Below are 14,719 nucleotides of genomic sequence, written 5' to 3' on the forward strand. Positions count from 1 at the left end.
CTCATATTTTATGTTTTAAATTACACTTTTTTATGATGAGCAAAATAGTCCATTGTTATTATACAACATGTACCACTATAATATGTCAAGCAATTTTTATGGATTTCAACTTTTCTTCATTGACATATAGTGTCAAGTAAATTTTCTTGATTTCTTTTTTCTACGGTGTTGCATTCTCTTTTTAGTTGTGTTAAATTATAGTAGTGTTTTTAGCATCGCATAAAAGACTAACATTGAAAAATTACGTATGGTAAGGTATCAAGGGAGGGAAATATAAATGGCTCGTGTTTGTGCTATTACTGGAAGAAAAGCTCGTTCTGGTAACTCTCGTTCTCACGCAATGAACGCTACAAAACGTAAGTGGGGCGCTAACCTTCAAAAAGTTCGCGTACGCATCGACGGAAAAGTTCAACGTGTTTACGTTTCTGCTAGAGCATTAAAATCTGGCAAAATCGAACGTGTTTAATAATAAAAAAAAGAGCCGATAGGCTCTTTTTTTACTATAACAATGGAAAAAGCACCGGTGATAGGTGCTTTTTTTAATCTTTTTTGAAGGTATTTAACATTGCACGAACAATTCCACCAAGAAATTTAGGTAACTTAATTGTATAAAATCTCATGGTTTCCCTCCTAATCCCCATTACTCCACTTGGTCACTATATGATGTAAGGAGCAAAATTGTTTCTTCAATCAGTGCTTCTTATCAACATTAATATGCCAGAAGTAAATGAAAAAGTACCTTTTTCCTCAACGAGTTCGTTACTAATACAAAGTGTTGATCCCCACTCTATTGTTTTATTAGTAAGCGGGTACTTAAAACCAAACAATGTAATCCCTTCCACTATTTCAGTAACTGGTACAAAAGATACATAAGGAAAATTTTTATTTTCTTCAATTATATGTGTACCCACTTTTTTAACTGTTATTTCATTTTTATTGTCCACAATACACATTTCTATCTCTACTTCTAACCCTTTTAAAAGCATCTGTATATTTGCCAAACCGTGATCAAGCCTTCCACCGGTAGCACCAAAAATACGAATTAGTGCCGGCTTCTGTCCTAATGCCCAGTTAATTGCAATTTCTAAATCCGTTTGATCTTTTTCTCGTGGAACAATATGTAATTCGTTCGTTTGCTGTCCCATCCATACTAATTCTTCTTCGGTAACTGAATCGTAATCTCCAAACGCAACAGCCGGTGTAATCCCTTTCTTTAATAGACGGTATACTCCCCTATCAACCGCTGCCCACACTACTTCCTCATCCTCATATCGAGCAAAATCTGCACAATATTCCGAAGGTCCTCCTGCCAAAATATGAATAATCATTTTTTCTTCCCCTTCCATTGTAAAAAGGCAATCTGCCATTCGGTAGATTGCCTTTTTACATATTTTTACGCTATCCTATGAATACCTTACTAGGATAAAGTTCATCACTACCCACGAATTACGCGAATTGCTTCACCGCGGTCTTTTTGATTGTATACTGCTGATCCAGCTACAAGTACATTTGCTCCTGCTTCCACACAAAGTCTTGCTGTTTCAGCATTTACACCACCATCAACTTCAATTTCTACTTCTAGATTGCGCTCTTTCACCATGTCTGCAACTTGTTTAATTTTCGGTAATACAGAATGGATAAACTTCTGTCCACCAAATCCAGGGTTTACTGTCATAAGTAATACCATATCTATATCTTCTAATACATGCTCAATTACTGAAACTGGCGTATGTGGATTTAATACAACGCCCGCTTTAATACCATGAGATTTAATTAACTGAATTGTACGATGTAGATGTGGACACGCCTCTACGTGAACAGTAATAATATCCGCTCCCGCTTGTGCGAAAGTCGGGATATAGTTATCAGGATTTTCAATCATTAAATGTACATCTAATGGTAATGATGTAATTGGACGGATAGCTTCTACAATTAACGGTCCAATCGTAATATTTGGTACGAAATGTCCATCCATTACGTCAACGTGAATGTAATCCGCTCCGCCCTTTTCTACATCTTTAATCTCTTCCCCTAATTTTGAAAAATCTGCTGATAAAATCGATGGTGCAATTTTAATCATAACTAATACCTCGGCTTTCTCTCTCTAATTTCTTCTACGAATTGTTTATAGTTCTTATAGCGATATTCTGTAATCTTCCCTTCTTCAACCGCAGCTTTCACCGCACATTTCGGTTCAGAAAGATGTGTACACCCTCTAAATTTACAGTATTGGCTCGCTTCTTTCAACTCTGGAAAACAATATGTAAGATCTTCTACTTCTATATCAATGAAATCTAGTGAACTAAAACCCGGTGTATCTGCTACTAGTCCACTCCCAATTGCAATTAATTCTACATGTCTTGTCGTATGCTTCCCGCGTCCTAAATGGGAGGAAATATCATTTGTTTTCAGCTCTAATTCTGGACGTAGCACATTAAGCATTGAAGATTTCCCCACACCAGATTGACCCGCAACGACAGAAACACAATTTTCTAAGTATGGTTTTAATATATCAATACTTTCTGACGTATTAATAGAAGTAAATAAAACATCATAACCCATCTCACGATAATCATTCGCATAAGCTTCAACAGTTGCTTTCATCTTTTCATCTACTAAATCCATCTTGCTAATACAAATAATTGGCTTAATGTTATGATATTCAATCAGCACTAAAAATCGATCTAACAGTCCAGGATTAAAATCTGGTTCTACTGCAGAGAACACAAGGATCGCTTGATCGACATTAGCAATAGGAGGTCTAACAAGTTCATTTTTTCGATCAAACACTTCAAGCACATAACCTTCAGTTGGATTATCTGCCTGAAAAACAACTTGGTCTCCTACAAGTGGTGTAATTTTATTTTTTCTAAATACACCTCGTCCACGACATTGCGTAACCCCTTCTTCATGCTGCACGTAATAAAACCCACTTAAAGCTTTTATAATTTTTCCTTCTGGCATAGAATTCTCCTTTTTTGTATAAGGTGATGCTGAATTTAAAAATGAATGGATTTAAATTTTCTAAATAACGATTTCAAAACCTACCATATATACTTTCGCTAATATACATTAAATTTCCCATTAAATGCAAAAAAATATTTACAGCTGCATCACGTTACTAGCTTTTTGAATCATATATTTTTGCCTGCTATACCGTCCACTTTGTAGACAGCATAACAGGCAATAATAATAAGTAGACTTTCACTATTATTGAGTTGGATATGGTACTTCTTTATCAATAATCGTTACTCCATCTCGTACAATTTTATAGTGTCCCTTTGAACCTTCTTGAATTACAAATTCTAAAGAAATAGTCGCTGATTCAGTAATTGTTCTCGTTTCAACCGGTCTATCCATTTTTTGCTGCATGTCTTCTTTATAAATTTCTATTGTTTGCGGCTTTTTTTCACCTGTTACAGCAGGCTCATATGGGATAGAGATATTGTCCAATTTTACCGTTTTAGTCACTTTAGGCTTTTGACCATCAGAGATAATAATAGTTACTTTATCTCCCTCTTTTAATGGTGTACCTGGTTTTGGAAATTGCGAAATTACAAGTCCTTTTTCGACTGTATCTGAATACTCTCGTTTTATATCTGACGTTAGTTTTCTCTCATTCAAATAACCAGTTACACTATTTTCAGTCCACCCTGAAAAGTCACCTGGTCTAATTTGATAAGGACCTTTACTTACCCAGATTTTCAGTTCTTGCTCCGCTTCTATAACCATTTGATCAGGCGTCGGAATTTGCTCTACAATTTCACCTTTCGGCTTATCATTTTCAATATAATTTACTGTAACTTGTTTATATTTTTCTTCTAACTCAGCTTTTACACTCTCAAAGTTTTGCCCTGTGAAATTCGCCATCTTACTTTTCTTTTTCCCACCTGATTGATAGATAGTAATTTTAGCGTTTTCTTTTACGACTCTTCCTGCTACAGGGTCCGTTTTTATTACATCCCCAACTTCAACATCATCTGTATATACAATATTAGGCTCCGTCACCTCAAAGCCCTTTTCTACTAATGTATTTACAGCTGTCGTGTATTTCATACCAGCCACATCAGGAACTTTCACATCTTTCGGAATAAATAATCCTGGAATAACCGTAAGCGCTAATGTTATTCCTATTGCTAAAAATAAAAATGTTGAAATTAAAACTTTAAGCCACTTGTTACTCCGTTTTTTCTTCTTATCTAACTCAGCTGCTTCTGCTCTTATCGGTTCTTCCACCTTACTCCCTTTTAAAACAATCGTTTCATCACTTACATTTTCAAATAATTGTTCTTGTTGAATAATCGGAATCGCTTTCGTCGCTTCCATATCTTCTGGTATGTAAAACGGTTGCTCATTTATCCTCTCTGGATATAGCGCAGTTTCAATATCTCGCTTCATCGCATTGGCAGATTGATATCGATGGAACGGATCTTTTGCAGTTGCTTTTAATATAATATTTTCAACACTTTGCGGAATATTTTCATTCCATCTTTTTGGTGATGGGATTTCACTTTGTAAATGTTTTAAAGCTATAGCAACAGCAGATTCGCCAGAAAACGGTTGTCTTCCTGTTAACAATTCAAACATAACTATCCCAAGAGAATAGATATCTGATTGTTTATTTGCTATTCCGCCACGTGCCTGTTCTGGTGATAAATAATGGACTGAACCGAGCACTGAATTTGTATGTGTAATTGTTGTTGCACTTGTAGCTGTCGCAATTCCAAAATCTGTTACTTTTATTATTCCATCAGCTCGAATTAAAATATTGTGCGGCTTTATATCACGATGCACAATTTCAAAATGATGGGCGTGTGCCATAGCGGATGTTAACTGCTCCATAATATCAAGAGCTTCTCCTATAGGTAACATCCCTCGCTCAATTATGTATTGCTTCAATGTTTGTCCTGGTACATATTCCATGACAAGATAGTATATACCATCTTCTTCTCCGACATCATACATATTCACAATATTTGGATGCGACAACGTTGTAACAGACTGCGCTTCTCGATGGAAACGTTTAATAAACTCTTCGTTATTTGAGTAGTCGAGTCTTAATATTTTTACCGCTACATCTCGGCCAAGTATATCATCATGAGCTAAATATACATTGGCCATTCCGCCACCACCAATCATTTTCAGCAGCTTATAACGGTCATTTAAGCGTTTTCCAATCAGCACGTTGCACTTCACCTACTTTCGTTTGTCGAACCCGCATAATCAATAAGAACAAGTGTGATATTATCTTCTCCACCGCGATCATTTGCCAATTGAATGAGACACTGCCCTTTACCTTCAAGCTGTTCATTTAACTGTAAAATTTGTCGCATATCATCAATAGAAACTTTGTTTGATAACCCATCAGAGCAAAGAAGTAATTGATCATCTTCCTCAATCACCAACGTTTTAACATCTAACCCAACTTTTTCTTCTGTTCCTAATGCTCTTAATAACACATTCTTTTTCGGATGATACTCTGCGTCTTCCTTTGAAATTTCACCATGTTTCACAAGCTCATTTACAAGCGAATGATCTTCCGTTACTAGCGTCATTTCTCCTTCTGATACCATATAGCAACGACTATCTCCTATATGCCCTATTGTCACAAAGCTTGGTGTACAAACAGCTATTATAAGCGTTGTTCCCATACCATTACATTCTGCATTTTGCTGAGCATATTCATATATACGCTCATTAATAATCCCAACACTAGTATGTAACCATTGTTCTACTTTTTTCGGCTCATTCATATTATGTGTTTGCTTCCAATAATCATGGAATAATTGAATGGCCATCGAGCTAGCTACATCACCAGCTCGATGACCTCCCATTCCATCTGCTACTACCGCTAATACATTTCCATCTAAATTGTGAAAAACTCCTGCACTATCTTCATTATGTTGACGAACTTTTCCTTTATCCGATAGAAATACGGCTTTCATCTCGTCACCTCGTCTCTTCTTTGCGCTCCTTCGCACGCAACTGACCGCAGGCTGCATCAATATCATGACCTTGTTCACGGCGAATCGTTACATTCACTCCACGATCTTTTAACGTTTTTTCGAACAAGAAAATTTGTTCACGTGGCGTACGTACATAATCACGTTCAGGTACGTAGTTTACCGGAATCAAGTTCACATGACATTTTACACCTTTTAAGAGCGCAGCAAGCTCTTCAGCATGCTCTACTTGGTCATTTTCTCCTCCAAATAATCCATATTCAAAAGTAATACGACGCCCTGTTCTATTTACATAGTATTTAATAGCTTCCATTAAATCTGGTAATTTATAAGCACGGTTAATCGGCATTAACTTTGAACGTAATTCTGAGTTTGGAGCATGCAATGAAATCGCAAAATTAATTTGTAGATCTTCTTCAGCAAACTTATAAATTTTCGGGATAATTCCACTCGTCGAAACAGTCATATGTCTCGCACCAATATGAAGTCCTTTTTCATGGTTAATGATGCGTAAGAATCCCATTAAATTATCATAGTTATCAAATGGTTCTCCAATCCCCATAACAACAAGAGAACTTACACGTTCTTCTGTTTCATCAAGCGCACGCTGAACTTCTACTACTTGCGCTACGATTTCTCCAGCTTCTAGGTTTCGCTTTAATCCACCAAGTGTCGAAGCACAGAACGTACACCCAATACGACAACCAACTTGCGTTGTTACACAAATGGAATTTCCATATTCGTGTCGCATTAATACCGTTTCAATAGAATATCCGTCATATAATTGGAATAAGAATTTAATTGTTCCATCGGAAGACGTTTGTTTTACTAACGTTTTTAAAGTAGTAATATCAAAGGAATTCGACAATTTATCACGCAATCCTTTAGAAAGGTTTGACATATCCTCATAATTTTTTACACGTTTTTTATATAACCAATCAAAAATTTGTCCAGCACGGAACTTCGGTTCTCCTTGTTCCTTTAACCAATCTTGCATTTCATGAAGTTGTAAAGAGTAAATTGATGGTTTCTTCGTTTCTAAATTTTTCTTTTGTTTTCTTACAGTCGTTTCCATGATGCTACACCTTCTTCCTTAAACAAGCAATATAAAAGCCATCCGTCGCAAAATAATGCGGTAAAATTTGCACTTGACCTTCATCAATATACGGAGTTAATTTTTCTGGCATACGCTCTTTAAGCGTAGTATCCCATTCAAATTCAGGATGTTCTTGTAAAAATTTCTCTATTACTTGTTCATTTTCTATTTTCTCAATTGTGCACGTACTATAAACAAGACGACCGCCTTGTTTTAATAATGGTGCTATTTTTTCTAGTATTGCAATTTGAATCGTCGATAATCTTTCACTATCGCCTTTATCTTTTCCTAACTTAATATCAGGTTTACGTCTAATTACACCAAATCCAGAACACGGTGCATCTACCAATATTTTATCAAACGTTTCATTTGCAAAGTGCTCTTGCACTTTTCTAGCATCTAGCGCTTTAGTTTCGACATTTTCTAGACCAAGTCGCTCTGCTTGCTGTTTAATTAAACGTACTTTGTGTGCATGTAAATCAAGGGACATGACCTTACCAGTTCCCTTTAATCGTTCCGCGATATGCGTTGTTTTTCCGCCTGGAGCAGCACAACTATCAAGAACTGCATCTCCCGTATTCGGTTCTAAAGCGCGTGCTACAAGCATAGAACTTTCATCTTGAATAGAAAGAAATCCTTTTTTAAACGCTTCTGTATGCGCTACATTTCCTCTTTCAATCTGAATAGCATCATCTGATAAGTCACCACGTTTTGCTTCTATACCTTCACTTGCCAACAACTCAATCGCTTCTTCTACAGTTACCTTATCAACATTCACACGCGCTGTTGGTACAGGGGGTAACATGTTTACTTCGCACATTTTTTCTGCAGTTTCTAAACCGTATTCTGAAGTCCACTCTTGGACAAGCCAAACTGGATGACTTGTTGTAATTGCAAGACGTTCTACTGGATCCTTGATTTCATCTACAGAAGGTACACCTTCTCTCTGAATCGAACGTAATACACCGTTCACCATACCAGCAATTCCTTTATGCCCGCGACGCTTTGCAATCTCAACCGCTTCATGAATAGCCGCTCTTTCTGGCACTCGGTCTAAATAAATCATTTGATATAAAGATAAGCGAAGCAATACTCTTACCCACGCCTCAACCTTCTTTTTTAAAAAAGGCTGTAAATAATAATCTAATGTGTCACGACGTTGAATCGTTCCATATACAATTTCAGTTAATAAACCAATATCTTTTCTATCAATTGCACTTTTTTCAATTAGATTATTTAAAAGTAAGTTGCTATATGCACCACTTTTTTCCACTTGAATTAAACCATCAAGAGCTAATTCACGAACATTTTGTCTCATGCATTTTCTCCTAACTTCGTTCCAATTTCAGGTTTTGTTCCACGTAAAAATTGTGAACAACTCATACGCTTTTTACCAGAAGGTTGCAATTCAGTAATTTTAACACCTGTTTCATTACTCGTTGCTACAACAAAACCATCTTCTTCGATTGCAACAATCGTACCTGCTTCAGCCGGTTCAGTTATAGGCACTTTTTCCCCCCACCATACTTTAACAACTTGTCCTGCTAATGTTGTATAAGCAACTGGCCATGGATTCAATCCGCGAATGTGATTGTATACTTCTTCACCTGTTTTTGTCCAATCAATTTTCTCTTGCTCACGTTTTATATTGTACGCAAACGTTACTTCTTCTTCGTTTTGTTTAATCGGTTCTAACTTACCTTGAATTAATAAAGGCACTGTTTTAGATAGAAGGTGTGCTCCTGCTTCACTTAATTTATCAAATAATGAGCCTGTCGTTTCACGCTCTTCAATTTCAACTTCCACTTGCGTTAAGATATCACCAGCATCCAATTTTTCTACCATATACATAATTGTAATACCTGTTTTTTCTTTACCTTCCATAATTGCATAATGAATTGGTGCACCACCACGAAGTTCAGGAAGTAAAGAAGCGTGAACATTAATACACCCATACTTTGGTGCTTCTAAAATTTCATTTGGTACAATCTGCCCAAATGCAGCTGTTACAATTAAATCTGGCTCTAATGCCAATACTTTTTCATATTCATCTTTTTCACGAATTTTTAACGGCTGTAACACAGGGATACCATGTTTTTCCGCTTCAACTTTAACAGGTGTAGGTGTTAATACTTTTTTTCTACCTACTGGACGATCAGGTTGCGTCACAACACCTACTACCTCATAGCCATCTTCAATAAGACGACGAAGCACCGGCACTGAAAAGTCCGGTGTTCCCATAAACACTACTTTTATCATTTAAAAACCGCTCCTTTTAACACCTATTCTAGTTCGTTTTCTTCATAATATCTTGTCACTTTCAATGTAAATAAAACACCGTGTAAATGATCAATTTCATGTTGAATTGCACGCGCTAAAAATCCTTCCGCTTCTAATAAGAATACTTTCCCACGGCGATTTTGCGCTCTTACTTTAATATAATCGGCACGTTCTACTTCACCATAAAGTCCCGGGAAGCTTAAACAGCCTTCGGGACCTACTTGTTCACCACGTTTTTCTAATATTGATGGATTGATTAACTCGATTTTCCCAGTATCATCATCTACATCAACAACCGCTACTTGCAAGCTTACACCTACTTGAGGCGCAGCTAAACCGACTCCGTCCGCAATTAACATTGTTTCATGCATATCTTTCAACAATTTCACTAACTTTTTATCAAAGTTAATTACTCTTTCGCATGGTGTTTCTAACACTTCATTTGGATGCTTTATTATTTCTAAAACTGCCATATTTCCCTCCGCTACATTAACATTGTTGGATTAAAATCAATTGAGATTTGTAGCTCTTTTTGCATTTCTGCTTGATAATGTTCATTTACCATTTTGAGCACGTTCTTTAAGTTTGGTTCCCGTTTGTATTTTATCATGCATTGATAACGATATCTATCTTTTATCCTTGGAATCGCTGAAGCAACTGGTCCTAGCACCATTGTTTGCTGTGAGCAATGCGTTCGTAAATACGAGGCAATTTTTTCCGTCACTTGTACCGCTTTTAATAATTCTGGATGAGATACAGTTACGAGTACAACATAGTAATATGGGGGATATTGTCTTGTTCGTCTCATTTGCATTTCTTGGTCAAAAAACACATCATATTGTTGGTTCTTCGCTAACTCTATACTGTAATGTTCTGGCGTATACGTTTGAATCACAACTTCCCCTGGCAATTCATGTCTACCCGCTCGTCCACTTACTTGCGTCAATAACTGATATGTCTTTTCACTCGCCCGAAAATCAGGTAAGTGAAGCATCGTATCTGCAGTTAAAACCCCAACGAGCGTTACTTTCGGAAAATCTAATCCTTTAGCAATCATTTGTGTTCCAAGTAATATATCTGCTTTTTCTTCCCCAAACGCCTTTAATAATTTTTCATGCATTCCTTTTCGACTTGTCGTATCTACATCCATTCGAATGACTCGTGCCTCTGGAAATAGTTTTGTAATTTCTTCTTCTACCTTTTGTGTACCTGTACCAAAGAAACGAATGTATGTACTTTGACAAGCTGGACACTCAGTTGGCATATTCTCTTCGTAACTACAATAATGACATTTTAAACGATGATTCATTTTATGATATGTCAATGAAATATCACAATGCGGACATTGGACAACATACCCACAATCACGGCACATAACAAATGTAGAATGACCTCTTCTATTTAAAAAGAGTACCATTTGTTGTTTCTTTTCTAATCGATCTGCTATTTTTTCATGCAGCGCCTTAGAAAACATTGATCGATTCCCGTCACGAAGTTCTTCTCGCATGTCAACAATCTCTACCGTTGGTAAAGCTTGTTCATTCATACGTTTTTCCATTGTTAATAGTTCATAAACACCTTTTTTCGCCCTTGCAAACGATTCAAGTGTTGGTGTCGCACTACCAAGAACGATAGGACATTTATGATATTGTCCTCTCCAGACAGCTACATCTCTTGCATGATACCTCGGATTATCTTCTTGTTTGTAACTTGATTCATGCTCTTCATCAATAATAATAATCCCTAAATTCTCAAAAGGCGCAAAAACAGCTGAACGCGCACCAACTACAACTTTCACTTCTTTTCTTAAAATCTTACGCCACTCGTCATACTTTTCTCCAACAGACAACGCACTATGAAGAACTGCAACTTGCGAGCCAAACCTACCTTTAAAACGATCCACCATTTGGGGCGTTAGTGCAATTTCAGGAACAAGAACGATAGCTTCTTTTCCTTTCTTGAGCACTGCTGCTATAGATTGTAAATATACTTCTGTCTTTCCACTTCCTGTAACACCATATAGTAAAAATGGATTATAAGTTTCATTTGTAATTGATGATAAAATCGGTGTAATAACTTGTTTTTGTTCCTCCGTAAGTGGAAATGGTTTTGTTTGTTCAAAATCATCATCGTCATACGGATTTCGGTATACTTCCACATACTTTTCTGAAATGAATCCCTTTTTAACAAGTGCTTTTATTGGAGCATCTGTTATTTGTAACTCTTCTGTAATTACTTTCAACGGTGTACTTTTATAATTTTCCACAAAATAATAAAGTACATCTTGTTGTTTTTTACTTTTCAGTTCAAATGCCGCTAATTCCAATTTATCTTCTGGCAACTCCGGCTGAACCACTCTTTGCTTCTTCTTTTGTACTTTATCTTTCACCTGATAAACGACTTCAACCGTACCATTTTTAATTTCTTGTTGAATAGTTCGGTATAAATGTGGCTGTTGCTCGATTACTTCAAAATCAATTGCTTCTTTATCCTGAAATAAATATAGTATTTCAGGTGCTATTTCTTCCTGTTTACAAAGTTGTAGACGTTTTTTATACGTTGCTTTTATCGCAGTTGGAAGCATCACTTGAAAAGCTGAAATCATGTAGCATAACGTTTCACTTGTAAGCCAATATCCAAGCTTTAATAATTCATCATTTAAAACCGGTGTTACATCTAATATTTCATGGATTGTCTTTAACTTCTTACTTTCTACATCCACCGAATCTTTAATCCCAATAATAAAACCTTGCAATTTTCTTGGCCCAAACGGAACTACTACACGCATTCCTGTCTGTACAATATCTTCCCATTTTTTAGGAATAATGTAATCAAATGGTCGATCTGTCTGACGGGCAGGTACATCAACAATTACACTTGCAAATTTCATAAACGATCATCTTCTAACATCATTTCAATTTGCTTCAATATTTCACGAGCTACCTCTTTTTTCATTAAAAGTGGCAACTCAATAACTTTTCCATCTTTTCTATACATTGTTACAATATTCGTATCCGTGCCAAATCCAGCTCCTTGCGCTTTTACATCATTCGCGACAATCATATCTGCATTTTTCTCACGTAGTTTTTTCGTTGCATATTCCTCTACATTTGTCGTTTCAGCAGCAAAACCGATAAGTAACTGTTTATCCTTTTTCTGACCTAATGTTTTTAAAATATCCACCGTTCTTTCAAGTTCAATGACCGCATCACCATTTTGCTTTTTCATTTTATTCTCATGCACATATTTCGGACGATAATCTGCAACTGCTGCTGTTTTAATGACAACGTCTACGTTTTGATAATGTTGAAGAACTGCTTCTAACATATCTTGTGCAGATTCCACTTGCACTGTCGTTACATGTAACGGTGGATTTAATGCTGTCGGTCCTGAAACGAGTATAACATCAGCGCCTAAATTCGCTGCCACTTCCGCAATCGCATACCCCATTTTCCCAGAAGAAAAATTCGTCATAAAACGTACTGGATCAACCTTTTCACGTGTTGGGCCAGCAGTTATTAATATTCTTTTTCCCTGCAATGGTTTGTGTTCTGAGAAAGCTTCCTCTAACCGTGCAATAATTGCTTCAGGTTCTTCTAGTCGTCCCTTCGCTACATATCCACATGCTAAAAAGCCTTCCCCAGGCTCAATAAATGTATATCCTAGCGTTTTCAATGTCATCATATTTTTTTGAACTATTTTATTTTCATACATATGCACATTCATAGCAGGCGCAATCCATACCGGAGCTGTAGTAGCTAACAAAGTAGTTGTAATCATATCATCTGCAATACCACCAGCTAACTTTCCAATACAATTGGCAGTAGCAGGTGCGACAAGTACAACATCCGCCCAATCTGCTAAATCAATATGAGCAATAACAGCTGAGTCTTTCTCATCGAATGTATCCGTATATACATCATGGCGAGAAAGCGCTTGGAATGTAAGAGGCGTAACAAACTTCATTGCCGACTCACTCATCATTACTTTGACAATCGCGCCAGATTGTGTCAATTTACTCGTTAACGCAGCTGCTTTAAAAACCGCAATGCCTCCTGTTACACATAAAAGTATCTTTTTCCCTTTTAGCATATGACTCGTCCTCTTTCTTTTTCAAACTTATAATACTGAAATAGAATTCTCAGCTCGTCAGTACCGATATTTCATTCCTTTCGTAAAAAAATAACAACCTACTTGTAAATAGGTTGTTACCGTTACATAGAAAATTATAAAGTCTATGTTTTATTTTGTCGAAGGCAAAGGCTTATTCAGCTACTTTATCTTCACTTGGTACGTAGCTTAATGCTTCTGCATCGATTTCTTCTAATGCTTTACCTACACATTTATGAGAAACAGGTTTTTCTACAACACAGTTATTAGCAAGTTGCATTTCACGTGCGCGTTTTGCAGCCACTGTTACTAAAGTGTACTTAGAATCGATTTTTTGTAGTAATGAGTCAATTGATGGATTTAACATAATTATAGACCCTCCGTCATTTCTTTATAATATTTTGCTACCCTTTCGCGGCGGCAATGTTCGCCAACCACAATTGCTTTAATTCTATCACAAGCTAATTCAACTTGATCGTTTTCTACTACATAGTCGTAAGCGTCCATCATCTCGATTTCTTCTTTCGCTACAGTTAAACGATTTTCAATAACATCTTCAGTCTCTGTACCACGTCCGACAATACGGCTCTTTAGTTCAGATAAACTTGGAGGTGCTAAGAAAATAAATACACCTTCTGGGAAAGCTTTCTTAACTTGAATTGCTCCTTGCACTTCAATTTCTAAGAATACATCTTTTCCTTCTTGTAATGTTTTTTCAACATAGTCAATCGGTGTTCCGTAATAATTACCTACGAACTCAGCCCACTCAAGTAATTTTTCATTACGAATCATTTCCTCGAATTCTTCTCTTTCTTTAAAGAAATAATCCACACCATCTACTTCACCTTCACGCGGCTTACGTGTCGTTACTGAAATAGAGTACTGAAAACGTGTATCCTCATGGCTAAACAGCTCTTTACGAACCGTCCCTTTTCCAACCCCAGAAGGCCCTGAAAGAACGATGAGCAATCCTCTTCTACTTCTCATAAATATGTAAAACCTACCCTTCCTCACTTAAATCTTCTTTATTATTCAAACGATGTGCAATCGTCTCTGGTTGAATTGGACTTAATACAACATGCCCATCATCCATAACAATAACCGCCCTTGTTTTTCTCCCATACGTAGCATCAAGCAAAGCATTATGTTCGCGTGCTTCTTGTACTGTTCGTTTAATAGGAGCTGACTCCGGACTTACAATAGCAATAATTCGATGAGCAGATACAATATTTCCGTATCCAATATTTAAAAACCGCATGGCCATAGTTTG

General features: G+C 36.6%; 16 protein-coding genes. 1 reads left to right on the top strand and 15 read right to left on the bottom strand.

Annotated elements, in window-relative coordinates; translation table 11 throughout:
* Positions 1-277: 277 nt before the first annotated feature.
* Positions 278-466, top strand: a complete 189-nt coding sequence (gene rpmB, locus C3Y97_RS19490; protein WP_000124776.1) for a 50S ribosomal protein L28 — start codon at positions 278-280, stop codon at positions 464-466.
* Between the two features lie 73 nt (positions 467-539).
* Here rpmB and spoVM read toward each other — a convergent pair whose 3' ends face one another.
* The 15 genes from spoVM to remA all read right to left on the bottom strand — a co-directional run bounded on the left by spoVM (position 540) and on the right by remA (position 14,713).
* On the bottom strand, positions 540-620 hold the full coding sequence (gene spoVM, locus C3Y97_RS19495) for a stage V sporulation protein SpoVM (RefSeq protein WP_001213599.1): 81 nt from the start codon (positions 618-620) through the stop codon (positions 540-542).
* A gap of 66 nt (positions 621-686) precedes the next feature.
* Complete coding sequence (locus C3Y97_RS19500) at positions 687-1,367, bottom strand: thiamine diphosphokinase (protein ID WP_002026234.1); 681 nt, start codon at positions 1,365-1,367, stop codon at positions 687-689.
* A 68-nt stretch (positions 1,368-1,435) separates the two neighbouring features.
* Complete coding sequence (gene rpe, locus C3Y97_RS19505; protein ID WP_000589974.1) at positions 1,436-2,080, bottom strand: ribulose-phosphate 3-epimerase; 645 nt, start codon at positions 2,078-2,080, stop codon at positions 1,436-1,438.
* Positions 2,081-2,082: 2 nt separating this feature from the next.
* The gene (gene rsgA, locus C3Y97_RS19510; RefSeq protein ID WP_001113932.1) at positions 2,083-2,964 is read right to left on the bottom strand and encodes a ribosome small subunit-dependent GTPase A; all 882 of its coding nucleotides are present in this window, start codon (positions 2,962-2,964) and stop codon (positions 2,083-2,085) included.
* Between the two features lie 246 nt (positions 2,965-3,210).
* Positions 3,211-5,184, bottom strand: a complete 1,974-nt coding sequence (gene pknB / locus C3Y97_RS19515) for a Stk1 family PASTA domain-containing Ser/Thr kinase (protein WP_000904747.1) — start codon at positions 5,182-5,184, stop codon at positions 3,211-3,213.
* An 8-nt stretch (positions 5,185-5,192) separates the two neighbouring features.
* Entirely contained in the window at positions 5,193-5,945 is a 753-nt protein-coding gene (locus tag C3Y97_RS19520) for a Stp1/IreP family PP2C-type Ser/Thr phosphatase (RefSeq protein ID WP_000648703.1), read from the bottom strand.
* 4 nt (positions 5,946-5,949) lie between these two features.
* Positions 5,950-7,038 carry a dual-specificity RNA methyltransferase RlmN gene (rlmN, locus tag C3Y97_RS19525; protein WP_000450540.1) on the bottom strand — a complete coding sequence of 363 codons (1,089 nt, stop codon included), beginning with the start codon at positions 7,036-7,038 and terminating at the stop codon, positions 5,950-5,952.
* A gap of 4 nt (positions 7,039-7,042) precedes the next feature.
* On the bottom strand, positions 7,043-8,377 hold the full coding sequence (gene rsmB / locus C3Y97_RS19530; protein ID WP_001249666.1) for a 16S rRNA (cytosine(967)-C(5))-methyltransferase RsmB: 1,335 nt from the start codon (positions 8,375-8,377) through the stop codon (positions 7,043-7,045).
* Positions 8,374-9,318, bottom strand: a complete 945-nt coding sequence (fmt, locus tag C3Y97_RS19535) for a methionyl-tRNA formyltransferase (protein ID WP_000598804.1) — start codon at positions 9,316-9,318, stop codon at positions 8,374-8,376. The genes rsmB and fmt overlap by 4 nt, the downstream gene beginning before the upstream one ends.
* Before the next feature lie 23 nt (positions 9,319-9,341).
* Positions 9,342-9,812, bottom strand: coding sequence for a peptide deformylase (gene def, locus C3Y97_RS19540; RefSeq protein ID WP_136363615.1), 471 nt, complete (start codon positions 9,810-9,812; stop codon positions 9,342-9,344).
* An 11-nt stretch (positions 9,813-9,823) separates the two neighbouring features.
* Positions 9,824-12,229 carry a primosomal protein N' gene (gene priA, locus C3Y97_RS19545; RefSeq protein WP_136363616.1) on the bottom strand — a complete coding sequence of 802 codons (2,406 nt, stop codon included), beginning with the start codon at positions 12,227-12,229 and terminating at the stop codon, positions 9,824-9,826.
* Positions 12,226-13,431: a bifunctional phosphopantothenoylcysteine decarboxylase/phosphopantothenate--cysteine ligase CoaBC gene (coaBC, locus tag C3Y97_RS19550; RefSeq protein ID WP_000911750.1), complete on the bottom strand. Its 1,206-nt coding sequence runs from the start codon at positions 13,429-13,431 to the stop codon at positions 12,226-12,228. The genes priA and coaBC overlap by 4 nt, the downstream gene beginning before the upstream one ends.
* Before the next feature lie 172 nt (positions 13,432-13,603).
* Positions 13,604-13,816: a DNA-directed RNA polymerase subunit omega gene (gene rpoZ / locus C3Y97_RS19555; RefSeq protein ID WP_000933960.1), complete on the bottom strand. Its 213-nt coding sequence runs from the start codon at positions 13,814-13,816 to the stop codon at positions 13,604-13,606.
* 2 nt (positions 13,817-13,818) lie between these two features.
* Entirely contained in the window at positions 13,819-14,436 is a 618-nt protein-coding gene (gene gmk / locus C3Y97_RS19560; RefSeq protein ID WP_001257741.1) for a guanylate kinase, read from the bottom strand.
* A gap of 13 nt (positions 14,437-14,449) precedes the next feature.
* Positions 14,450-14,713, bottom strand: a complete 264-nt coding sequence (gene remA, locus C3Y97_RS19565; protein WP_001251456.1) for an extracellular matrix/biofilm regulator RemA — start codon at positions 14,711-14,713, stop codon at positions 14,450-14,452.
* Positions 14,714-14,719 lie beyond the last annotated feature (6 nt).

This window comes from Bacillus sp. DU-106, from assembly GCF_004799705.1.
GTDB lineage: Bacteria > Bacillota > Bacilli > Bacillales > Bacillaceae_G > Bacillus_A > Bacillus_A cereus.

Bases quoted from the DNA above. Each gene is read 5' to 3' on its own strand.
- C3Y97_RS19520 (WP_000648703.1), bottom strand. From the start codon at position 5,945: ATGAAAGCCGTATTTCTATCGGATAAAGGAAAAGTTCGTCAACATAAT.
- C3Y97_RS19500 (WP_002026234.1), bottom strand. From the start codon at position 1,367: ATGGCAGATTGCCTTTTTACAATGGAAGGGGAAGAAAAAATGATTATT.
- remA (WP_001251456.1), bottom strand. From the start codon at position 14,713: ATGGCCATGCGGTTTTTAAATATTGGATACGGAAATATTGTATCTGCT.
- rpe (WP_000589974.1), bottom strand. From the start codon at position 2,080: ATGATTAAAATTGCACCATCGATTTTATCAGCAGATTTTTCAAAATTA.
- rpmB (WP_000124776.1), top strand. From the start codon at position 278: ATGGCTCGTGTTTGTGCTATTACTGGAAGAAAAGCTCGTTCTGGTAAC.
- spoVM (WP_001213599.1), bottom strand. From the start codon at position 620: ATGAGATTTTATACAATTAAGTTACCTAAATTTCTTGGTGGAATTGTT.
- fmt (WP_000598804.1), bottom strand. From the start codon at position 9,318: ATGATAAAAGTAGTGTTTATGGGAACACCGGACTTTTCAGTGCCGGTG.
- gmk (WP_001257741.1), bottom strand. From the start codon at position 14,436: ATGAGAAGTAGAAGAGGATTGCTCATCGTTCTTTCAGGGCCTTCTGGG.
- priA (WP_136363616.1), bottom strand. From the start codon at position 12,229: ATGAAATTTGCAAGTGTAATTGTTGATGTACCTGCCCGTCAGACAGAT.
- rlmN (WP_000450540.1), bottom strand. From the start codon at position 7,038: ATGGAAACGACTGTAAGAAAACAAAAGAAAAATTTAGAAACGAAGAAA.
- rpoZ (WP_000933960.1), bottom strand. From the start codon at position 13,816: ATGTTAAATCCATCAATTGACTCATTACTACAAAAAATCGATTCTAAG.
- rsmB (WP_001249666.1), bottom strand. From the start codon at position 8,377: ATGAGACAAAATGTTCGTGAATTAGCTCTTGATGGTTTAATTCAAGTG.
- def (WP_136363615.1), bottom strand. From the start codon at position 9,812: ATGGCAGTTTTAGAAATAATAAAGCATCCAAATGAAGTGTTAGAAACA.
- coaBC (WP_000911750.1), bottom strand. From the start codon at position 13,431: ATGCTAAAAGGGAAAAAGATACTTTTATGTGTAACAGGAGGCATTGCG.
- rsgA (WP_001113932.1), bottom strand. From the start codon at position 2,964: ATGCCAGAAGGAAAAATTATAAAAGCTTTAAGTGGGTTTTATTACGTG.